The sequence below is a fragment of the Amycolatopsis sp. WQ 127309 genome (genome assembly GCF_023023025.1).
Classification (GTDB): domain Bacteria; phylum Actinomycetota; class Actinomycetes; order Mycobacteriales; family Pseudonocardiaceae; genus Amycolatopsis.
The window spans coordinates 10,835,835-10,855,430 of the sequence record NZ_CP095481.1; the positions used below are offsets into that span (position 1 = coordinate 10,835,835).

21 protein-coding genes, 1 pseudogene and 1 riboswitch are annotated in these 19,596 nt (G+C 71.0%); of the genes and pseudogenes, 11 read left to right on the forward strand and 11 right to left on the reverse strand.

Translation table 11 applies throughout. From position 1 onward, the window contains the following. Positions 1-68: 68 nt before the first annotated feature. The gene (locus tag MUY22_RS48115) at positions 69-644 is read right to left on the reverse strand and encodes a transcriptional regulator (protein ID WP_247055134.1); all 576 of its coding nucleotides are present in this window, start codon (positions 642-644) and stop codon (positions 69-71) included. Positions 645-745: 101 nt separating this feature from the next. Between MUY22_RS48115 and MUY22_RS48120 the strand changes: the two genes are divergently transcribed. Next, positions 746-1,519, forward strand: coding sequence for an enoyl-CoA hydratase family protein (locus MUY22_RS48120; protein ID WP_247055136.1), 774 nt, complete (start codon positions 746-748; stop codon positions 1,517-1,519). Between the two features lie 622 nt (positions 1,520-2,141). Here MUY22_RS48120 and MUY22_RS48125 read toward each other — a convergent pair. From MUY22_RS48125 to MUY22_RS48135, 3 genes are read right to left on the reverse strand one after another with little or no spacing between them, the layout of a single operon-like run. Beyond that, a complete protein-coding gene (locus MUY22_RS48125; protein WP_247055138.1) occupies positions 2,142-2,510 on the reverse strand; it encodes a barstar family protein in 369 nt (122 codons plus the stop codon). Further along, positions 2,507-2,971 carry a ribonuclease domain-containing protein gene (locus MUY22_RS48130; RefSeq protein ID WP_247055140.1) on the reverse strand — a complete coding sequence of 155 codons (465 nt, stop codon included), beginning with the start codon at positions 2,969-2,971 and terminating at the stop codon, positions 2,507-2,509. Before MUY22_RS48130 ends, MUY22_RS48125 begins: the two co-directional genes overlap by 4 nt. 11 nt (positions 2,972-2,982) lie before the next feature. Then, positions 2,983-3,186, reverse strand: coding sequence for a hypothetical protein (locus MUY22_RS48135; protein WP_247055142.1), 204 nt, complete (start codon positions 3,184-3,186; stop codon positions 2,983-2,985). A 186-nt stretch (positions 3,187-3,372) separates the two neighbouring features. On the opposite strand from MUY22_RS48135, the gene MUY22_RS48140 reads away from it, so the two are divergent. The 3 genes from MUY22_RS48140 to MUY22_RS48150 all read left to right on the forward strand — a co-directional run bounded on the left by MUY22_RS48140 (position 3,373) and on the right by MUY22_RS48150 (position 7,088). Then, positions 3,373-4,338, forward strand: a complete 966-nt coding sequence (locus MUY22_RS48140; protein WP_247055144.1) for a zinc-binding dehydrogenase — start codon at positions 3,373-3,375, stop codon at positions 4,336-4,338. A 150-nt stretch (positions 4,339-4,488) separates the two neighbouring features. Next, positions 4,489-5,538 carry an alpha/beta fold hydrolase gene (locus MUY22_RS48145; protein ID WP_247055146.1) on the forward strand — a complete coding sequence of 350 codons (1,050 nt, stop codon included), beginning with the start codon at positions 4,489-4,491 and terminating at the stop codon, positions 5,536-5,538. Between the two features lie 89 nt (positions 5,539-5,627). Next, positions 5,628-7,088: an amino acid permease gene (locus MUY22_RS48150; RefSeq protein ID WP_247055148.1), complete on the forward strand. Its 1,461-nt coding sequence runs from the start codon at positions 5,628-5,630 to the stop codon at positions 7,086-7,088. Here the strand turns inward: MUY22_RS48150 and MUY22_RS48155 are convergent. Further along, positions 7,085-8,134 (reverse strand): nitronate monooxygenase, encoded by a 1,050-nt coding sequence (locus MUY22_RS48155; RefSeq protein WP_247055150.1) that lies wholly within the window; start codon positions 8,132-8,134, stop codon positions 7,085-7,087. The genes MUY22_RS48150 and MUY22_RS48155 overlap by 4 nt on opposite strands. A gap of 117 nt (positions 8,135-8,251) precedes the next feature. Between MUY22_RS48155 and MUY22_RS48160 the strand changes: the two genes are divergently transcribed. After that, positions 8,252-10,027 carry a family 20 glycosylhydrolase gene (locus tag MUY22_RS48160; protein ID WP_247055152.1) on the forward strand — a complete coding sequence of 592 codons (1,776 nt, stop codon included), beginning with the start codon at positions 8,252-8,254 and terminating at the stop codon, positions 10,025-10,027. Between the two features lie 220 nt (positions 10,028-10,247). Next, a pseudogene (locus MUY22_RS48165) lies at positions 10,248-10,379 on the forward strand (TetR family transcriptional regulator); the annotation flags it as partial. A 526-nt stretch (positions 10,380-10,905) separates the two neighbouring features. On the opposite strand, the gene MUY22_RS48170 reads toward MUY22_RS48165, so the two are convergent. Beyond that, on the reverse strand, positions 10,906-11,451 hold the full coding sequence (locus tag MUY22_RS48170; protein ID WP_247055154.1) for a hypothetical protein: 546 nt from the start codon (positions 11,449-11,451) through the stop codon (positions 10,906-10,908). A 95-nt stretch (positions 11,452-11,546) separates the two neighbouring features. On the opposite strand from MUY22_RS48170, the gene MUY22_RS48175 reads away from it, so the two are divergent. Genes MUY22_RS48175 through MUY22_RS48185 form a run of 3 tightly spaced genes read left to right on the forward strand, consistent with a single transcriptional unit; the run spans position 11,547 to position 13,139 of the window. Then, the gene (locus MUY22_RS48175) at positions 11,547-11,993 is read left to right on the forward strand and encodes a pyridoxamine 5'-phosphate oxidase (protein WP_247055156.1); all 447 of its coding nucleotides are present in this window, start codon (positions 11,547-11,549) and stop codon (positions 11,991-11,993) included. Positions 11,994-12,018: 25 nt separating this feature from the next. After that, entirely contained in the window at positions 12,019-12,600 is a 582-nt protein-coding gene (locus tag MUY22_RS48180; protein ID WP_247055159.1) for a hypothetical protein, read from the forward strand. 20 nt (positions 12,601-12,620) lie between these two features. Continuing rightward, complete coding sequence (locus tag MUY22_RS48185; protein WP_247055161.1) at positions 12,621-13,139, forward strand: PH domain-containing protein; 519 nt, start codon at positions 12,621-12,623, stop codon at positions 13,137-13,139. On the opposite strand, the gene MUY22_RS48190 is transcribed toward MUY22_RS48185, so the two are convergent. Further along, positions 13,119-13,688 carry a Uma2 family endonuclease gene (locus tag MUY22_RS48190; protein ID WP_247055163.1) on the reverse strand — a complete coding sequence of 190 codons (570 nt, stop codon included), beginning with the start codon at positions 13,686-13,688 and terminating at the stop codon, positions 13,119-13,121. The two genes, MUY22_RS48185 and MUY22_RS48190, sit on opposite strands and share 21 nt — an antisense overlap. A gap of 132 nt (positions 13,689-13,820) precedes the next feature. Further along, positions 13,821-15,662 (reverse strand): translation elongation factor 4, encoded by a 1,842-nt coding sequence (gene lepA, locus MUY22_RS48195; RefSeq protein ID WP_247055165.1) that lies wholly within the window; start codon positions 15,660-15,662, stop codon positions 13,821-13,823. Positions 15,663-15,777: 115 nt separating this feature from the next. Between lepA and MUY22_RS48200 the strand changes: the two genes are divergently transcribed. After that, a complete protein-coding gene (locus MUY22_RS48200; protein WP_247055167.1) occupies positions 15,778-16,398 on the forward strand; it encodes a class I SAM-dependent methyltransferase in 621 nt (206 codons plus the stop codon). Here MUY22_RS48200 and MUY22_RS48205 read toward each other — a convergent pair. Together MUY22_RS48205 and MUY22_RS48210 are read right to left on the reverse strand one after the other, a co-directional pair. Further along, entirely contained in the window at positions 16,395-16,769 is a 375-nt protein-coding gene (locus tag MUY22_RS48205) for a VOC family protein (RefSeq protein WP_247055169.1), read from the reverse strand. The two genes, MUY22_RS48200 and MUY22_RS48205, sit on opposite strands and share 4 nt — an antisense overlap. Positions 16,770-16,792: 23 nt before the next feature. Further along, positions 16,793-17,674, reverse strand: a complete 882-nt coding sequence (locus tag MUY22_RS48210) for a DMT family transporter (RefSeq protein WP_247055171.1) — start codon at positions 17,672-17,674, stop codon at positions 16,793-16,795. 351 nt (positions 17,675-18,025) lie between these two features. Between MUY22_RS48210 and rpsT the strand changes: the two genes are divergently transcribed. Beyond that, complete coding sequence (gene rpsT / locus MUY22_RS48215; RefSeq protein WP_247055174.1) at positions 18,026-18,286, forward strand: 30S ribosomal protein S20; 261 nt, start codon at positions 18,026-18,028, stop codon at positions 18,284-18,286. A gap of 51 nt (positions 18,287-18,337) precedes the next feature. On the opposite strand, the gene holA is transcribed toward rpsT, so the two are convergent. Continuing rightward, positions 18,338-19,318 (reverse strand): DNA polymerase III subunit delta, encoded by a 981-nt coding sequence (gene holA / locus MUY22_RS48220; RefSeq protein ID WP_247055175.1) that lies wholly within the window; start codon positions 19,316-19,318, stop codon positions 18,338-18,340. 136 nt (positions 19,319-19,454) lie between these two features. Then, a riboswitch (SAM riboswitch) is annotated at positions 19,455-19,588 on the forward strand. Positions 19,589-19,596: the final 8 nt, after the last annotated feature.

The window sequence follows — 19,596 nt, forward strand, 5'->3', positions numbered from 1 at the left end:
GGGAGATCGTGAGCGGTTTTCCGTTTCCTGGGTGCCGAGTGGCCGCTCGGCACCCAGGGCCTTCTTCGTCAGCCCAGGCCGGCCTCCTTCTCGGCGGGCGCGGGGAACGCGAGCAGCCGCGTCTCGACCCGGCGCGCGTCCGGCGGGGTTTCGCCGTCCGGGCGCTGGTAGCGCCGCAGGAGCGCGAGGTAGGCCTCGAAGAAGTCGGCGAGCTCTTCGAGGTTGACGCGGATCGCGCCGCGTGAGTACGGCACGGCGTCGGCCCACTCGCCCAGCTCCGGCCGTTCCCGCTCGAAGCGTTCGTACAGCTCGGTGTCCCCGGCGAGCCAGAGCCGGTGCAGCTCGCCGATCGCGGCCTTCGCCGGGTCCTCCCGGTCGCCGGGCGGCGGCAGGCGGATGTCGTGCTCGACCGCGCGCCACCAGCGCTCCCGGCCGTGCGCCCGCTCCGGGATCTCCGCCACGAAACCGTTGTCCGCCAGCACGCGCAGGTTGTAGCTCGTGCCGCCGCTGGTGACGCCGAGCTGCTGGGCGAGCGTCGTCGACGTCGCCGGGCCGCCGGCCGTGAGCAGTTCGAGGATCCGCTGGCGCAGCGGGTTCGCGAGGGCCTTCAACGCCTTGAGGTCGGCGGTCCGCGGTTCGGGCATACCGCCACCGTAGCCTTGCACGAGTTTTCGTGCACGTATTTTCGTGCAAGTGCCCGGGCTCACACCGGCCGCACGGCCCGGGGTGTGTAAAGGTGTCGGTCATGGCTGACGAACTGGTGCACTACGACGTGGTGGGCGGCACCGCCACGATCACCTTGGACTCCCCGCACAACCGCAACGCGCTCTCGGCGCAGCTGCGCCGCGAACTCTCGGAGTACCTGCTGAACGCCGCTGTCGACGACGCCGTGCGCGTGGTCGTGCTGACCCACACCGGGCCGGTGTTCTGCGCGGGGATGGACCTGAAGGAGGCCCGCGGCGCCGGCGCGGGCGACCAGGGCGTCAACGAGTTCCCGAAGATCCTCGAGCAGCTGTGGAGCAGCCCGAAGCCGGTCGTCGCGCGGCTGGCCGGGCCCGCCCGGGCCGGCGGCATCGGCATGGTCGCCGCGTGCGACATCGCCGTGGCCGTGCCGGAAGCGACGTTCGCCTTCTCCGAGGTGCGCATCGGCGTCGTCCCGGCGGTCATCTCGCTGACCGTGCTCCCCCGCCTGAACGCGCGCGCCGCGCACGAGCTGTTCCTCACCGGCGACACGTTCGACGCGCGCCGCGCGGTCGAGATCGGCCTGCTCAACTCCGCCGTCCCCGCCGACGAGCTGGACGGCGAGGTCGCCCGGTTCGTCAAGGCCTTGGCCCAGGGCGGCCCGAACGCACTGGCCGCGACGAAGGCGCTGCTGAGCCGCCCCCGCCCGGCGACGCCGTCGGACGGTTTCGAGGACATGCTCGGCCTCTCGGCCAAGTTCTTCGCGAGCGAGGAAGGCCAGGAGGGCATCCTGGCCTTCGCCCAGAAGCGCAAGCCGAACTGGGTCCCGCAGGACTAGCCGGTGCGGCGTTCGGTGCGGCCACCCTGATCTTGACGCGCGGCGGAGCCGGTGCGACGCCGAGGTTTCGACCTTGGGCAGCGGCGGGCGATGCGCCCCAATGTGGCGTTGGGTGCGCTGGACGCACCGAACGCCACATTGGGTGCGTTGAACGCACCCAACGCCACATTGGGTGCGTCCCACCCTCGGCACAACAACCTCAAGAACCCCAGCCGCCGCACCGAACGCCGGCCGCACGAGCCGTCAACCCGCGAGGAACGCGGCGAGGTGCTCCGCCACCGCCCGCGGCCACCAGGCCGCCGTAGCTGTGGCCGGGAGACGAGGCGCGCGTCTTCGGCGCGCCGGACAGCGCGAAGATCCTCGATCTCGAGGTTGTAGTCCCAGACCACTGGCCCCGCGCCCCCGGCGGTCGATCACCGACACGGCGAACCGATCGACGGGTTCGCCGGCCAGCCGGTCGCAGTCGTGCGCGATCCGATTGTTGCCCGGGACGATCACGAGCCCCGGCCCGGCACCGCGACGGGCGTAGCCGATCGCGGTGCCGTCGGGCGAATCGATCGAGCGATATTCGGTCACGCGCAAGTATTCGCAGCCAGCCCCGGTACGACGCTGTCAGGCGCTCTCAGGCGTCCGGCAGCACGACCGTGAGCCGCCACGAGCCGGCGCTCGGGCCGCTCGGCCCGAGCGTGCGCTGCGCGTCCGAGAGCACGCTGCGGATCGCCAGGTAGGTCTTGGGTTCGGCCTTGCGCAGGGCCTCCGAGCCCGGCCAGATGAGCACGTGCTCGCCCGGCGGCAGCCACGACAGGTCGGTCAGGCAGTCGTAGAGCGCGTCGAGGTTGTGCCCGAAGTAGTCCGGAAAGGACAGTGCCTCGGCGAACGCGCTCAGCGTGCCGGCCTTGTCCACGGCGGCCCGCGCGTTGACCAGGTGCGGGTACGCGCCCCGCCCGAAGGCCTCTTCCGCGGCGGCTTTCGCTTGCTCCGCGGCGGTCATCGGGCCGGGTCCACGACGACGAACGACGAGTAGTGGTCGCCGGTGTAGAACAGCTCGTGCGCCCGGCCGGAGATCAGCCGGCGCGCGCCGCGGTCGGCACTGCCCGGCGTCTTCACGGTGTACTCGTGGTAGTAGCCGGATTGCTTGCCGGGCAAGCGCTTCTCCCGGTTCTCGAACACGACGTCGTCGTTGCGGGGGTAGGGGTACGGGCCGCCCGCCTTGATCAGCTTCCAGGTGTCGGCGGCCTGCGCCGGCAGCGTGGACAGCGCCTTGACCGGCAGGCCCGAGTCCGTGCCCGGCACCGCCGAGCCACCCTGGGCGGGCGCGGCGGAACCGGCGCTCGTGGTGGGTGCGGTCGAGGAGTTCGACGAGCCGCCGAGGTTGTCCTTGACCAGCCAGCCCCCCAGCACCAGCACGAGGAGGCCGATCAGCGCGGCGGTGATCCGCCTTCGGTTGAACATGGTTCGCGAGCCTATGCCGAGCGGTCGGGGCGGTCGTCGTCACGCCCCGGGGTGAGTCGTCTGGCGAAGAGGCCGACGACCTTGTCGAGGACCCAGGCGGCGGCCAGGCACAGCGGCACCACGACCACCATCACCAGCACGAACTGGACCGGGAACCACGCCTGGGCGAGCCACAGCTCGACCCCGTCCCACCAGTCGGCAAGCCCGTTGAACACGGTGTGAGCCTACGCGCGGTCTCGTGCCGCCGCGCCCCAGGGCCTCTCTCCTGAAATCGGCGGAGCCGATTGCGGCGGAGGCGAAGCCATCCGGCGGAGCCGGGTTCGGACTCGCTCGACGCACGGCCCGGCTCACGTGTCTGGCGACACGCGGCACAGGGTTTAGGGAGAAGGTACGTTCTGGACATGTTCGCCGTCTACGCGCAAGAACCCAACGCCGAAAGCCCCTTGGACTCGCTCGTCGTCGGCGAGCGCCCCGAACCCGACGTGCCCGACGGCTGGGTCCGCGTGCACGTCAAGGCGGCCAGCCTCAACATGCACGACCTCTGGACGCTGCGCGGCGTCGGGATCAAGCCGGACCAGTTCCCGATGATCCTCGGCTGCGACGGCGCCGGCACCCTCGACGACGGCTCCGAGGTCGTCGTCCACTCGGTGATCAACGCGCCGGGCTGGCAGGGTGACGACACCCTCGACCCGAAGCGGACGCTGCTCACCGAGAAGCACCAGGGCACCTTCGCCGACCAGGTCGTCGTGCCGGCGCGCAACGTCGTCCCGAAGCCGGCCGGCCTGAACTTCGCCGAGGCCGCCACCATGGGCACGGCCTGGCTGACCGCATACCGGATGCTGTTCGTGAAGTCCGGGCTGCGGCCGGGGCAGACGATGCTCGTGCAGGGCGCCTCCGGCGGTGTCGCGACGGCGCTCGTGCAGCTCGGCCGGGCGGCCGGGTTCCGGGTCTGGGTCACCGGCCGCACCGAGGAGAAGCGCGCGCTCGCCACGAGTCTCGGCGCGCACCAGGCGTTCGAGTCCGGCGCGCGGCTGCCCGAGCGCGTCGACGCGGTGTTCGAGACGGTCGGCAAGGCGACCTGGTCGCACTCGGTGAAGTCGCTCAAGCCGGGCGGGATCATCGTCGTCTCCGGCTCGACCAGCGGCCCCGACGCGAACGCGGAGCTGCAGCGCGTCTTCTTCCTGCAGCTGCGCGTCTCCGGATCGACCATGGGCACCCGTGACGAGCTCGCCGATCTGCTCGCGTACCTCGACCTGACCGGCGTGCGGCCGCAGATCGGCGCGGAACTTCCGTTCGCCGACGCGGCCAAGGGCTTCCAGGCGATGCTGGACGGCGACACCGCCGGGAAGATCGTCTTCACCCGCTGATCGCCGTGACCTGGACGGATCCGCAGTGGATCCGCCCAGGTCACCGCTTTTACCGGCTACTTCGTGAATTGTCAACGGACTCTTATCGAGATCTGGTCGTTAGCACCGAAGGTCCACCGGAACTCCACTCCGGCCAGCTAATCTGGAGTCATGACCGCGACGAAGCGGCCCGTTCCGGCTGAACCGGGCGGCCGGCCCAGCAGCGACCCGGACCCCGTCCGGGTCTCCTTCCGGCGCTACGCCGGAGTCCGCACCCGCGTCCTCGAGGTCGGCGAGCCCGTCCAGGACCCGGATCAGTCCCCCGCGCGACGCTCGTTGCGCCGCCGGGCCGCCGCTCCGCACGTGCGGCCGTCCGCGCCGAGGCTGGTGCTGCTGCACGGTTACTGCGACAGCGCCGACACCTGGCGCCCCGCCCTGGAGCAGCTCGCGGCCGCCGGGATCCCGGCGATCGCCGTCGACCTCCCCGGGTTCGGGGACGCCCAGCCGTTGCGGCCCGGCCCGATGCTGCCGCAGCTCGACGCGTTCACCACCGCCGTCGTCCGCGAGCAGGCCGTGCTCGGGTCGGTCGTGCTGGCCGGGAACTCCCTCGGCGGCACCATGAGCCTGCGCGCCGCCCAGAACGCCCGGTTGCCGCTCTCCGGCGTCGTCTCGATCGCCGCACCGGGCTTCGTGGACTCGTGGCTGATCCGCACGATGGCGCGCTACCCGCTGCCGCTGCGGCTGTACTCATCGCTGCCCGTCCCGGTGCCGGGCTTCCTGGTGCGCAAGGTGGCCGAGCAGCTCGTCCCGCGGTTCCTCTACGCCGACGCGCACGCGGCCGACGTCGCCCAGGTGCAGCGCTTCACCGCGCTCTTCCCCGACTACCGCGCGACCAAGAGCCGCCTGGAACAGGCCCGGCAGCTCGTCGCCGAGCTGGCCGACGCCTACCGCCTCGACTCCGTCACGGTGCCGCTGCTGGTCGTCGCGTGCGGCAAGGACAAGCTCGTCACCGCGGCGTCCGGGCGCCAGCTGCACACGCTGGTGCCGCACAGCAGGCTGCTGGTCCGCGAGGACTGGGGGCACTGCCCGCAGCTGGACGACCCGGCGGAGATCGCCGAGCTGCTCACGTTCTTCGCCGCGAGCGCGGTCCGCACCACACAGGCGAGGCGCGCCGCGGCTAGTGCCGCCGACGGCGTGAGCGAGGACACCGCGGCGGGCTGATCGCTCGCGCTGTAGCCCGGCGGAGTTGCCGGTAGGTTGCCCCGTTGGGTCCGTGATCCGGGCCGTTCACCGACGTTCGGGAGACGATGATGTCCGCTCCAGGAGGCCTGGGCAGCAGCTCCGGCATCTTCCGGCGCAAGCCGATCGACCAGATCCCCGACACCTCCGAAGCCGCGGGCCTCAAACGCACCCTGGGCTTGTGGCAGCTGACCGCCATCGGCATCGGCGGCATCATCGGCGCGGGGATCTTCGCCCTCGCCGGCAGCGTCGCGCACGGCGACGACGCCGCGGGCATCCCCGGCGTCGGCCCGGCCGTGCTCATCTCGTTCCTCATCGCCGGCGTCGCCAGCGCGGCGGCGGCGTTCTCGTACGCCGAGTTCGCCGGCCTGATCCCGAAGGCCGGCTCGGCCTACACCTACGGCTACGCGGTGCTCGGCGAGGTCGTCGGCTGGTTCATCGGCTGGGACCTGCTGCTGGAGTACACCGCGATCGTGTCGGTGGTGGCGATCGGCATCTCGGGCTACTTCAGCTTCCTGCTCGGGCAGCTCGGGCTCGACCTGCCCGCGTGGATGCTGGGCGCGCCCGGCACCGGGCCCGGCCACAAGGTCGACCTGTTCGCCGCGCTGCTGTGCCTGCTGATCGCGTACCTGCTCAACCGCGGCATCCGCAGCGCGGCCCGGTTCGAGACGGTGATGGTCGGGATCAAGGTCCTGATCGTGCTGGTCGTCATCCTGGTGGGCTTCTTCTACGTCAAGACCGGCAACTACACGCCGTTCGCCCCGGCCGGCTTCGGCGGCGCGGTGACCGGCGCCGCGACGGTGTTCTTCGCGGTGTTCGGCTACGACGCGATGTCGACGGCGGCCGAGGAGTCCAAGGACGCGCAGCGGCACATGCCGAAGGCGATCATCTACTCGCTGGCGATCTCGATGGTGCTGTACGTGCTGGCCTGCCTGGTGCTGACCGGCATGCAGAAGTACACCGAGATCGACCCGAAGAGCGGCTTCTCGACGGCGTTCAAGTCGGTCGGCCTCGACGGGCTGGCCACCGTGATCGCGATCGGCGCGATCATCGGCATCCTCACGGTGCTGTTCACGTTCCTGATGGGCGCCACCCGCGTCGGCTACTCGATGAGCCGCGACGGCCTGCTCCCGCCGTGGTTCGGCAAGACGCACCCGAAGACCCAGGTGCCGAGCCGGATGACGTGGATCCTCGGCGGCGCGTCCGCGATCATCGCCGGGGTGCTGCCCATCGGCGAGGCCGCCGAGCTGACGAACATCGGCATCCTGCTCGCGTTCGTCGTCGTCTGCGTCGCGGTGATCGTGCTGCACTACAAGCGGCCGGACCTCAAGCGCACGTTCAAGACGCCGGGCATGCCGGTGGTGCCCGCGGTCGGCGTCGTGTTCTCGATCTGGCTGATCACGTTCCTGCAGCCAGCGACCTGGGTGCGGTTCGCCGTCTGGTTCCTGATCGGCATGGTGATCTACTTCGCCTACAGCAAGCGGCACTCCCTGATGAACCGCACGGGCGGCGAGGCCGGGAAGACGGACTAGCGGATCCGGTCGAGGCGTGCGGCGGCCGCGCGCGCCTCGACCTTCAGCCGCTCGACGATCACCGCCGCCGAGGCGTCGTAGCCGAGCGGGTAGGTCTGGCCCGCCCACAGCGAGATGGCCTCCGGGTCACCGGCCTCCGCCGACGCCTTGCGCACCGGCCCGGCCATGCGGTTGACCTGCGGGTACGCGGCGGGCGCGCCGTCGGACAGCTCGTCCATGAACCGGTTGACCAGCCCGCGCGCCGGCCGGCCGCTGAAGGCGCGGGTGAACGCCGTCTCGCGCTCGGCGACGACCAGGGCCTTGCGGTGCGCCTCGGACGTGCCGGCTTCGTCGGCGCGCAGGAAGACCGTGCCCAGCTGGGCGGCCGCCGCACCGGCGGCGAGCACGGCCGCGACGTCGCCGCCGTGCACCAGGCCCCCGGCCGCGACGAGCGGCACGTCCACGCGGGCGGCGACGAGCCGCAGCAGCGCGAGGACGCCGTACTCCGCGCCGCCGCCGGGCTGATCGGCGTCGTCGGTGAACAGCGATCGGTGCCCGCCCGCCTCGAACCCCTGCAGGACCAGCGCGTCGGCGCCGAGGCTCGCCGCCCGGACGGCGGCTTCCGGCGTGGTGACGGTGACGAGCACCTTGCTGCCGGCCTCGTGCAGCCGGACGACGTCCGACGGCGACGGCGGCCCGAAGGTGAACGACACCACCGGGACACACTTCTCGAGCACGACGTCCAGCTTCGCCGGGTACGCGTCGTCGTCCCACTCCGCTTCGCCGAGCTCGACGTCGTATTCGCGGGCGACGGCGAGCAGGCGTTCGCGGTAGGCCGTGAGGTCGGCGCCGGTGTCCGGCTGCGGGACGAAGAGGTTGACGCCGAACGCGCCGGCGGTCAGCGCGGCGGTCCGGTCGATCTGCGCGGCCAGGGCCGCGGGCGTGAGCATGCCGGCCGAGAGGAAGCCGAAGCCACCGGCTTCGGTGACCGCGGCGACCAGCTCGGGAGTGGTCGGACCACCGGCCATCGGCGCGGCGATCACCGGGAACGTCAGCTCGTCGAACATGCTTCCGAGCGTAGTCCCGCGCAAACCACCCAGATTGGTCTAGACCAGGAACGCGGGAAATGCGACGATCCGGGCAGGTGCGACGGCGATGTCGCGCCCTTCCCGCCAGGAGGACCGGTGAAGACAGCCCGCACGCGGCGCCTCGGCCGCGCACTCGCCGTAGTGGCCCTGGTCGGCGCCAGTACGACGGCCGCCCAGCTCGCCCCGGCCGCGTCGGCCGCCACGCCCGCGCTGCAGTCGATCGTGCCGGTGCCGGTGTCGGTGACCGCGGCGGCCGGCGTCAGCTTCCCCCTGGTCTCGACGACGAAGATCGTCACCGAGGCCGGTTCGGCGCCGGCCAAGGACGTCGGCACCTACCTCGGCGGCGTCCTGCGGCCGTCGACCGGCTACGCGCTGCCGGTGTCCGACGCCCCGTCGTCCGTGCCGGCCGACAGCATCGCGCTGCTGCTGAGCGGCGCGCCGGCCTCGGTCGGCGCGCAGGGCTACCAGCTGGTGTCGACGGCGTCGTCGGTCACCGTGCGGGCCCAGACGGCGGACGGGCTCTTCGCCGGCGTCCAGACGTTGCGGCAGATGCTGCCCGGCAGCGTCGAGAGCGCGTCGGCCCAGCCGGGGCCGTGGAGCGTCCCGGGAGCGACGATCGTGGACTACCCGCGGTTCGGCTACCGCGGCGCGATGCTGGACGTCGCCCGGCACTTCCACCCGGTGGGGACGGTCAAGCGCTACATCGACCAGCTCGCCCAGTACAAGATCAACAACCTGCACCTGCACCTCGCCGACGACCAGGGCTGGCGCATCCAGATCGACAGCTGGCCACGCCTGACGACGTACGGCGGCAGCACCCAGGTCGGCGGCGGCGCGGGTGGTTACTACACGAAGGCGCAGTACACGGACATCGTGAACTACGCGCTCTCGCGGCACATCACGGTCATCCCGGAGATCGACATGCCGGGGCACGTGAACGCGGCGCAGGCGTCGTACGCGGAGCTGAACTGCAACGGCGTCGCACCGGCCCTGCGGACGGACACGGCGGTCGGCTACAGCTCGTTGTGCATCTCGAAGGACATCACGTACACGTTCATCGCGGACGTCCTGCGCGAGCTGGCGGCCCTGACCCCGGGCCCGTACCTCCACATCGGCGGCGACGAGGCCTCATCGACATCGGCGGCGGACTACGTGACGTTCGTGAACAAGGTAATGCCGTTGGTGACGGCCACCGGCAAGTCGGCGATCGGCTGGCACGACATCGCGAAGGCGGTCTTACCCTCGACTGCGACCCCGCAGTTCTGGGGGACTTCCACCTCGGACACGGGGGTGTCGGCGGCGGTTTCCCGCGGCAGCAAGGTGATCCTGTCGCCGGCGAACAAGGCGTACCTGGACATGAAGTACAACAGCTCGACCCCGATCGGCCTGTCGTGGGCGGGCTACATCGAGGTCCAGGACGCGTACAACTGGAACCCGGGCGCGTACTTGTCGGGCGTGGGCGAATCGGCGGTCCGAGGAGTGGAATCCCCGCTGTGGGCGGAAACGGTGGTCACCCCGGCGGACATCGACTACCTGGCCTTCCCCCGCCTGGCAGCGCACGCGGAGCTGGGCTGGTCCCCGTGGTCGACGCACGACTGGACGACGTTCCGCACCCGCTTGGGCGCCCAGGCCCCACGCTGGACAGCGCAGTCGATCAACTTCTACCGCTCATCCCAGGTGGCGTGGGACACGGGCGGCACGACGAACCCAGGCACGTGCACGGACCCGGCGTGGAGCGCATCGCAGGTGTACACGGGCAGCAACGCGGTCTCCCACAACGGCCACAAGTGGACGGCGAAGTGGTGGACCCAAGGCGAGGAGCCGGGAACCACAGGCCAGTGGGGAGCCTGGACCGACAACGGCCCCTGCTGAGCCATCCCGACCCGAGCGCGAAGTCCCCCCACCCTCCCAAGGGGGGCGTCCCCACGTCCAGTCTATCGGCGCCCACCGACAGGACCGGCCGGAGCGCGGTCCACGGGCGGAGTTGTCCACATTCGACTCCGCCTGTGGATCGCGGCGCTTCCGGCGGGCGGCGGGTTCCAGCGGCGGCGACTCCTCCACACCGCGATCCGGCGGGCGACAGCTCCGATCGGTGGCGGATTCCAGGGGCCGGTGTTCCCACAGGATCACGTCCGCGGCCGCCGAGTTGTTCGCCCACCACGGCTTCCACGGCTTCGGCATCGACGACATCGGCGCCGGTGGCAGTTCCAGCGGAAGGCGGCTCCCCCACGCGGCGATCCGGCGGGCGACAGCTCCGATCGACGGCAGCTCCCGGCGAGCGGCGATTCCGCAGACAACGATCGGCGAGCGGTGGCGCCGGCGGGCGCCGCTAGTCTGCGGTGATGGCTGAGCCCTGTCCGATCTGTGCCAAACACCGGGGTGGCGGGCCGCTCGCGTGTCCGGAAGTCTGGTCCGACGATCAGGTCGTCGTCACCCATCGGGCCGAGCCTGATCTGCTCGGCTATCTCTTCGTCGAGCCCCGGCGTCACGTCGCGGGCCTTGGCGATCTCACCGAGTCCGAGGCGCTCGCGGTCGCGTGGGTCGTCTGGTGGCGGCGCGGGCACTGCGGGCCGAACTCGATGCGGAGTCCGTGCACACCTTCGTGGCGGGACGCTCGGTGGCGCACTTCCACCAGCACGTCTTCGTCCGTTATCGGGGTACGCCAGCCGAGCGCAGCTGGATTGACGTCGATTGGCCGGGCGCGCCGCACGGTGATCCGGCCGGCTTGTGCGGGCGGTTGAGGGCGTACTTCAGCCGGCCATGATCGTTGCGGCCAAGGCCGTTCGGTGGTCCTTCGTCCAGGGTGGGCCCAGTGCCGCGCGCGGGCCGTGGAGCACCTCGTCCGCCCGTGGGCCGAGGATGGCCGCCGCTTGGTGTTCTACGTCCTTGGCTTCGTAGAGGTGCACCTGCCAGCCGCGGGCGTGGGCCAGTTCCGCCAGGACCTGGCGGTACATGACCGAGTCGGCGCGGGCCTCGTACGGGACGCGGCGCTGGACCGCGATGTCCTCGGGGAAGTCCGGTGGCCATGCCCTCAGCGACATCGACACGATCGGTCCGGGCAGTGCGGCCGCGAGGCGGTCCAGTTCGGTCGACGCCGCCCGGGTCGCCGACGCGCGGACCAGCGCCACCAGGGCCGCCGCGGCCGGGTCGTCGAGGTGTTTGCCGTCGTGGTGGATCGGGGCCGCCGCCACTCCGGGCTCGACCAGCTCGATCCGCCGGCGGTCCACGACCCGGTGGTCGGCCGACGCCGTGACAGCCACTGCCCACCCGAAGTGGTGGGCGATGCCCAGCCGCATGGAACGAGGCTTCCCCGGCCGGTGCGGACAGTCAAGGCCGCACTCCACCCCGTGAAACCGGAACACCGGGCGCCGCAACCGGGTTAGCTTGGGTCATGAGCGCTGATCTCGAGCAGGTTCGCACCCTGTCGCTGCAGGAAAACGGCCTCGCCACCATCTCCACGACGCGCGCCGACGGCACCGTCCACTCCTCCGTCGTCAACGCCGGGGTGTACGAGGACCCGGTGACCGGGGCACCCGGCGTCGCGTTCGTCGCCCTCGGCCGGGCGCACAAGCTCGCGCTGCTGCGGCTGGCCGGGCACGCCACGGTGACGTTCCGGCGCGGCTGGAACTGGCACTCCGTCACCGGCGCCACTCACCTGATCGGGCCCGACGACCCGGACCCGGCCTTCGACGCCGCCGGGCTGCCGAAGCTGCTTCGCGACGTCTTCATCGCCGCCACCGGCACCCACGACGACTGGGCCGAGTACGACCGCGTGATGGCCGAAGAGCGGCGGGTTGCGGTGTTCATCACGGCGGACCGGATAATCGGCAACCGCTGAGCCCGTCCGGCCCCAGGAGCGTCCGTTGTCCGAGTCCCCGCCCCGCGTCACCATTCCGGCGAAGGTCCTCATCGGCCTGCTCGCCGTCATCGACGCGGGCTTCGGCGCGGCCCTCGCCCTGGGGCTGGTGCGCGGCCTGCCCGCCTGGCTGATCGCCGGCGCCTACGCGGCGACCGTGCTCGTCGCGGTGCTGATCTTCCGGACGTCACGCGCCCGCGTGCTCAAACGCGGCTTCGACGGCCTGCGCGACCTCACCCTCGGCGACGAGGGCATCCGTCTGCCCGCGGGCACGATGAGCACCCGGCTGGTGCCGTGGGCCGAGATCGCCGACGTCACCGCCCGCCGCTCGGCCCGCTTCGGCGACGGCTACCTGCGCGACGCGATCTGGCTCGACCTGGTCACCGGCGAGGGCGTCGAGAGCTCGGTGCAGTGCTTCGCGCCGCGCAGCCGGCTCGAACCGGCACCGGCGCGAAGACGGCAGTTCGACCAGACCGCGATCCTCGACCCCGCCCTGTTCAACGCCGTGATCGACCGGCTCCGCCGCGAACTGCGCCACCGCCGGCTGCACGCCGACACCCGCGGCGAACCCCGCCTCCGGCGTCGCTGACGCTCAGGCATACTTCCGCCATGAGCGAATGGCAGCGCATCTCACCTCCCGAGGCGCACCGGCATCTCGCGAAGCGCAACGCCGTTGTCCTCGGCGCGATCGGGCTCGCCCTGACCGGGGTGTCGATCTCCCTCGGTCACGTGCCTCAGGCCATCTTCCTCCTCGTGTTCATCGCCGTCGCCGGTGTCGTGATGGCGTTGAGCGCCCTCTCCGGGATCCAGGCCGGTCCGCGCGGCCTTCGCCTCCGGCGGTTGCTGACCGTCCGTGAGCTGCCGTGGTCCGAGGTCGCCGACATCACGACCGCGCCCGCGCAGCACCTCGGCGCCGACACGTCCTACACCGCGCTCTGGATCGTCACCGCCGACGACGAGCGGATCCAGACCCAGGTGGTGCGCTACGACCACCCGCAGCAAGGCGAGCGGGTGAGCACCCGGCGCTGGCTCAAGCTCGGGCCGGCCGAGTTCACCGGCGTGGTCCAAGCGCTGCGCGACGTGCGCCAGGCCCAGGAACAGCCGGGCTCAGCCGAGCCGGCCCAGTAGCTCCCGCGGCACGATCCGCACCGGGAACGGCCGCTCGGCCTCGAAGACCTCGTCGCCCGCGGCCTTGGCCACCTGCTGGTAGTTGCCGTCCACGTCCAGCTCGAACACCGTCAACGCGGGCTCGGCCGGATCGATCACCCAGAAACCGGCGGTACCGAGCCGCTCGTAGATAGCTTTCTTGAGGTTCCAGTCGTAGATCGCCGTGCTGGGCGACAGCACCTCGACGGCCAGCACCGGGGATGCCGGGAGATCCTTCTCGGTGAAGTCCTCGTCCCGGCCGACCAGGACGTCCGGCTGCAGTTCGATCTTGTCGCCCGAGTGCACCGCGAACGGTGCTCCGACGACGTAGAACTCAGCTGGACACACGGACTCGAGCACACCGTAGAGCCGATACCCGATTGTCTGATGTCTGAGACCAGGCGCGGGACTCACGATGAGCACCCCGTCGATGAGCTCGTATCTTCGCCCGTTATCCGGCATCCCCTCGAGGTCCTGCACCGTCAGGGGGCCCGAATCGGCGGGATGCTCGATGTCTGCCATGACCGTCATGGTGCGCTCCTTTCGCTCTTCGCACCAGAGCACACCAGAGAGCACCGACAAAAACGATGTCGAACACGAGTTCGGCGCCTGCATTCACACGGAAGCGTGAATACAGGCGCCGGTGTCACATCAGCGGAACACTTACTTCTTGTTCTTGCCGGAGTCCTCAGTGGACAGTGCGGCGACGAAAGCCTCTTGCGGGACCTCGACCCGGCCGACGGTCTTCATCCGCTTCTTGCCTTCCTTCTGCTTTTCCAGCAGCTTGCGCTTACGCGAGATGTCACCGCCGTAGCACTTGGCCAGAACGTCCTTGCGGATCGCGCGAATCGTTTCGCGCGCGATGATCCGGGCGCCGATGGCCGCCTGGATGGGGACCTCGAAGTTCTGCCGCGGGATCAGCTCGCGCAGCCGGTTCACCATGCGGTTGCCGTAGTTGTAGGCGTCGTCCTTGTGCACGATCGCGGAGAACGCGTCCACACCCTCGCCCTGCAGCAGGATGTCCACCTTGACCAGGTCCGCCGCCTGCGTGCCGGCCTCTTCGTAGTCCAGCGACGCGTAGCCGCGCGTACGCGACTTCAGCGTGTCGAAGAAGTCGAAGATGATCTCGCCCAGCGGCATGTTGTACCGCAGCTCGACCCGGTCCTCGGACAGGTAGTCCATGCCGAGCAGCTGACCGCGCTTGTTCTGGCACAGCTCCATGATCGTGCCGATGAACTCCGACGGCGCCAGGACGCTGACCTTGCTGACCGGCTCCAGCACCTTGTCGATCTTGCTGCCGGTCGGCCAGTCCGACGGGTTGGTGACGTGGATTTCCTTGCCGTCGTCGAGCACCACGTCGTAGACGACGTTCGGTGCCGTGGAGATCAGGTCGAGGCCGAACTCGCGCTCGAGCCGGTCACGCGTGATCTCCAGGTGCAGCAGGCCGAGGAAGCCGCAGCGGAAGCCGAAGCCCAGCGCCACCGACGTCTCCGGCTCGTAGTCGAGCGCGGCGTCGTTCAGCTGGAGCTTGTCGAGGGCCTCGCGCAGCTCGGGGTAGTCCGAACCGTCCACCGGATACAGTCCGGAGTAGACCATCGGCTTCGGCTCGCGGTACCCGGCCAGCGCGTCCTTGGCGCCGTGGCGTTCGGACGTCACGGTGTCGCCGACCTTGGACTGGCGGACGTCCTTCACGCCGGTGATCAGGTAGCCGACCTCGCCGACGCCGAGTCCCTTGCTGGCCTTGGGTTCCGGCGAGATGATGCCGACTTCCAGCAGCTCGTGGGTGGCGCCGGTGGACATCATCTTGATGCGCTCGCGCGGGGTGATCTTGCCGTCGACCACCCGGATGTAGGTGACGACGCCGCGGTAGGTGTCGTACACCGAGTCGAAGATCATCGCGCGGGCCGGCGCGTCCGCGTCGCCCTGCGGTGCCGGGACCGACTTCACGACCTCGTCGAGCAGCGCGCCGACGCCGATGCCGGTCTTGGCCGAGACCCGCAGCACGTCGTCGGGCTCGCAGCCGATGATGTGGGCCAGCTCACCCGCGTACTTGTCGGGGTCGGCCGAGGGCAGATCGATCTTGTTGAGCACCGGGATGATCTGGAGGTTGTTCTCCAGCGCGAGGTAGAGGTTGGCCAGGGTCTGGGCCTCGATCCCCTGCGCGGCGTCGACCAGCAGCACCGCGCCTTCGCACGCCTCCAGCGCCCGGGAGACCTCGTAGGTGAAGTCGACGTGGCCCGGGGTGTCGATCATGTGCAGGACGTGGTCCTGCCCGTCGACCTGCCAGGGCAGCCGGACGTTCTGGGCCTTGATCGTGATCCCGCGCTCGCGCTCGATGTCCATCCGGTCGAGGTACTGCGCGCGCATGGCCCGCTCTTCCACGACGCCGGTGAGCTGCAGCATGCGGTCGGCCAGGGTGGACTTGCCGTGGTCGATGTGCGCGATGATGCAGAAGTTCCGGATGAGCTCCGGAGGCGTGAAGGTCGTGTCGGCGAACGTCGTCACTCGAATGAGTCCTCGGAAAGTCGGGGATGGCCACCTCTATGTTCCCATGGCGCTCCGGGTGCGAGTGGGGGTCATCCCCGATGCGAGCCCACGTGATCCGTGGTGCCCTCGAAGTATGAGCACATCGCACCAGCCCGCACCACCTCCCCAGCCTGATCCGGACGGCCTCGCCCGGGTTCTCGACCGTGTCTTCGGTCACCCTTCGGGCCTGCTCGGCCGCCTCGGCGGCCGGCTCATGGCCCGGGGCAACTCCGCCACCGAGCACCGCGTCGTCGACCTGGCGAAGCTCGAGCCGGACGAGACCGTCCTGGTCGTCGGTCCCGGCCCCGGCGTCGGCCTCGACGCCGCCGCACGGCTGGCCGGGCGCACGATCGGCGTCGACCCCTCCCCCGCGATGCTGGCCCTGTGCCACGAGCGCTGCGGCGACCGGGCCGAGCTCCGGGAGGGGTCGGCGGCGCACACCGGCGAGCCCGGCGAGTCCGTCGACGTCGTGCTCACCGTGAACAACGTCATGCTCTGGGACGACCGCGCGGCCGGCTTCGCCGAGCTGTTCCGCGTCCTGCGCCCGGGTGGCCGGCTGCTGCTGTCCGCGCACGAGAAGTGGCTGCCCGTGAGCAGGCACGTGCTGGCCGACGAAGCCGCCGAAGCGGGCTTCGCCGACCTGCAGACGTGGACCTGGGAACCGCCCGGCTTCACCGCGCTCGCCGCGCAGCTGCGGGCCGTCAAGCCCGCCTAGCGGGTGTCCGTGCGGATCGGGTGTCCTTCCGGCACCTCGACCAGCACGATGCGCGTGCCGTCCGGATCGGCGATCCAGGCCTCGTCCAGGCCCCAGGGCTCGCGCTGGGCGTCCCGCACCGGCGTCAGGCCCTTGGCCTTCAGCTCGGTCAGCTCGCCGGCCAGGTCGCGGACCTGCACCCAGAGCACCAGGTCGGGCGACGCGCCCGCCTCGCCCGAGCCGGACACCTCCAGGGAGCCGTGCCCCAGGAAGAACACGGTGCCACCGGGGAACTCACGCTCCACGGCCAGGCCGAGGGTGTCGCGGTAGAACGCGGTCGACGCCTCGGCGTCGCGCGGGCGGATCAGCAGCCTGCTCTTCAGGACTTCCATCCGACCATCCCTACCGGAGGTCCTCAGGCCGCCGCAATCGCGACGATGCCGGACAGCACGATCACGGACCCGGCGAGCCGCCGCACGGCGTCGCGCTCGCCCAGCACCAGCCACGCGGCGAGACCGCCCAGCACGATGCTCAGCTCCCGGGCGGGCGCCACCAGGCTGACCGGCGCCATCGTCAGGGCGAACAGCACGAGGATGTAGGCGACGGGCGACAGCAGGCCGACGATCAGCACCTCGCGCCGCTGCTCTCGCCAGAGCCGCGTCACCTCGGACCGGCCCGCCCGCGCGCTCGGCAGGAGCATGGCGCTCTGGATGAGCGTGCCGAGGCCGAGGTACACGATCGGCGGCATGCCGATGCCGGTCACCGAGTGCGCGTCCCAGAGCGTGTAGCCGGCGATGACGGCCCCGGTCAGGACGCCGTAGAAGATCCCGGCGCGCCGGGCCTTGGCCGCGGCCGGGTCGTCAGCGGCGGCGCCCCGGCGGCCGGTGCTGATCACGAGCACCCCGGTGATCACCAGGAACGCGCCGAGCAGGCCGAGCCAGCCCGGCCGTTCGCCGAGGACGAGGACGGCGGCCAGCACCGACAGCAGCGGCCCGGTGCCGCGCGCGACGGGGTAGACGACGGAGAGGTCGCCGACGCGGTAGCCGCGCTGCAGGACGATGCCGTAGGCGACGTGCAGCACCGACGTGCCCGCCGCGGCCAGCAGCCAGCTCCACTGTGGACGTTGCGGCTCGACGGCCACCAGCACGACCGTCACCGGCAGCAGGGCGACGGCGGAAACCGTGTAGTAGAGCCAGACGAACTGGGTGCCGCCGGAGCGGACCCGCTTGGCGGCGAGGTTCCACGCGGCGTGCACGACGGCCGCCACGACGACCAAGGACAGTGCGGTGGTGTTCACAGGGACCCCTTACGGGTTTCGCGCGCGCGAAACCCGGGTCCTCCAGGCTTTTGCCCCGTCAGATGAACGGCGGGCCTTCCGGACCCGCCGATGGTGCCGCTCGGACCAGACCCACCGGATCCTGGTTGTCCTGCTGGCTGGGGCGGACCGGTGACGGAACCCTAGGCACTGCCGCCGCCCACCGTACTCCCGGTGATCCACGCCCGGCCGGACGCGCTCGCGGCGGGCCGGGGCCGGGCTGTTAAAGTTGCTGCTCGTTGCCGTGCGGCATTCCGTCATGGAGGAAACCCGCTTCAGCGGGGCCACACCAGCGCGGCGGCGAATCTCACCGAGTGAAAGCAGGAGCGCCTCATGGCCAACATCAAGTCGCAGATCAAGCGCATCACCACGAACGAGAAGGCGCGTCAGCGCAACCAGGCGATCCGGTCCTCGGTGAAGACCGCGATCCGCAAGGTCCGCGAAGCCGCTGACTCCGGTGACAAGGCCAAGGCCGTCGAGCTGCAGCGCGACGCCGCCCAGAAGCTGGACAAGGCCGTCTCGAAGGGCGTCATCCACGCCAACCAGGCCGCCAACAAGAAGTCGGCGCTCGCGAAGCGCGTCAACTCGCTCTGAGCTAACTGATCTCTGGAGAAGCCCCGGCCCCGGCCGGGGCTTTCTTCATGTTCAGCGGTCGCCTTTGGCCGCCGCGACCTGCAGGACCGCGCGTTCCAGCGCGTAACCCGGGTCCGCCGCGACACCCTTGACCTCGGCGTTCAGCCGGGCGACCACCCGCATCGCCGTGGCGAGGCCGTCCTGGTTCCAGCCGCGGGACTGGCCCTGGGCCTTGCGGACCTTCCACGGCGGCATGCCCAGCTCCCCGGCCAGCTGGTTCGGGTTGCCGCGGCCCGCGCCGGAGACGCGGGCGATCGTGCGGACCGCGTCGGCCAGTGCGTCGGCGACCAGGACGTACGGGACGCCGAGCTGCATCGCCCAGCGCAGCGACTCCAGCGCGGCCGCGCGGTCGCCGCTCACCGCCTTCTCCGCCACCGCGAACCCGGTCACGTCGGCGCGGCCGCGGTGGTAGCGGTGGACCGCGTCCGCGTCGACCACGCCGCCGGCGTCCGCGACGAGCTGCATCGCGGCCGAGGACAGTTCCCGCAGGTCGGAGCCCACGGCGTCGATGAGCGCCGCGACCCCGGCCGGGTCGATCTTGCCGCCCGCCCGGCGCACCTCGTGGCGCACGAACTGCTCCCGCTCGGCGGGCTTGGTCAGCTTCGGGCACTCCGTCACCTCGGCGCCGGCCTTCTTCAGCACCGCCGGGAGCGTCTTGCCCGCCTTGCTGCGCCCGCCGCCGGTGTGCACGACGACGAGCACGATCCCGGCCGCCGGGTCCTTCAGGTACGACGTCACGGCGTCGGCCAGCTCCTGCGAGATGTCCTGCGCCGACTCGAGGACGATCACCCGGCCTTCGCTGAACAGCGACGGGCTGACGAGTTCGGCCAGCTCGGGAGCTGTGAGATCGGACACCCGGGCCCGCGTCAGCTCGGCCGTCGCGTCGATCGCGCGGGACGCGGCCAGCGTCTCGCGGACGGCCCGCTCGATCAGCAGTTCTTCCTCACCCAGGACCAGGTGGAGCGGGGCCGGGGCGGTGGCTTGCGCGGTCACCCGGGAATCTTCTCACTTGCTGCTTCGTGCGCCCGCTCCGGTGATGTCGAGCGGCCACCATGGCACGGCCCGAGTGCCATGTCGTACGGTGTCCTGGAGGCGGCGCGCTTTCTCGCGCGCTCCGACAACTGAATACCGCTCATCCAGAGGGGCAGAGGGAACGGCCCGACGAAGCCCCGGCAACCGGCGTACAGCCTGTCATCCCGCGATCGCGGGATAGCTGACGACCACGGTGCCAATTCCGGCCCGCTTCGGCGGGGCAGATGAGGAAGGAACCT

What these genes read in the sequence shown, in the direction of transcription:
- MUY22_RS48115 (WP_247055134.1), bottom strand. Translation starts at nt 644, where the DNA reads ATGCCCGAACCGCGGACCGCCGACCTCAAGGCGTTGAAGGCCCTCGCG.
- MUY22_RS48120 (WP_247055136.1), top strand. Translation starts at nt 746, where the DNA reads ATGGCTGACGAACTGGTGCACTACGACGTGGTGGGCGGCACCGCCACG.
- MUY22_RS48125 (WP_247055138.1), bottom strand. Translation starts at nt 2,510, where the DNA reads ATGACCGCCGCGGAGCAAGCGAAAGCCGCCGCGGAAGAGGCCTTCGGG.
- MUY22_RS48130 (WP_247055140.1), bottom strand. Translation starts at nt 2,971, where the DNA reads ATGTTCAACCGAAGGCGGATCACCGCCGCGCTGATCGGCCTCCTCGTG.
- MUY22_RS48140 (WP_247055144.1), top strand. Translation starts at nt 3,373, where the DNA reads ATGTTCGCCGTCTACGCGCAAGAACCCAACGCCGAAAGCCCCTTGGAC.
- MUY22_RS48145 (WP_247055146.1), top strand. Translation starts at nt 4,489, where the DNA reads ATGACCGCGACGAAGCGGCCCGTTCCGGCTGAACCGGGCGGCCGGCCC.
- MUY22_RS48150 (WP_247055148.1), top strand. Translation starts at nt 5,628, where the DNA reads ATGTCCGCTCCAGGAGGCCTGGGCAGCAGCTCCGGCATCTTCCGGCGC.
- MUY22_RS48155 (WP_247055150.1), bottom strand. Translation starts at nt 8,134, where the DNA reads ATGTTCGACGAGCTGACGTTCCCGGTGATCGCCGCGCCGATGGCCGGT.
- MUY22_RS48170 (WP_247055154.1), bottom strand. Translation starts at nt 11,451, where the DNA reads ATGCGGCTGGGCATCGCCCACCACTTCGGGTGGGCAGTGGCTGTCACG.
- MUY22_RS48175 (WP_247055156.1), top strand. Translation starts at nt 11,547, where the DNA reads ATGAGCGCTGATCTCGAGCAGGTTCGCACCCTGTCGCTGCAGGAAAAC.
- MUY22_RS48185 (WP_247055161.1), top strand. Translation starts at nt 12,621, where the DNA reads ATGAGCGAATGGCAGCGCATCTCACCTCCCGAGGCGCACCGGCATCTC.
- MUY22_RS48190 (WP_247055163.1), bottom strand. Translation starts at nt 13,688, where the DNA reads ATGACGGTCATGGCAGACATCGAGCATCCCGCCGATTCGGGCCCCCTG.
- MUY22_RS48200 (WP_247055167.1), top strand. Translation starts at nt 15,778, where the DNA reads ATGAGCACATCGCACCAGCCCGCACCACCTCCCCAGCCTGATCCGGAC.
- MUY22_RS48205 (WP_247055169.1), bottom strand. Translation starts at nt 16,769, where the DNA reads ATGGAAGTCCTGAAGAGCAGGCTGCTGATCCGCCCGCGCGACGCCGAG.
- rpsT (WP_247055174.1), top strand. Translation starts at nt 18,026, where the DNA reads ATGGCCAACATCAAGTCGCAGATCAAGCGCATCACCACGAACGAGAAG.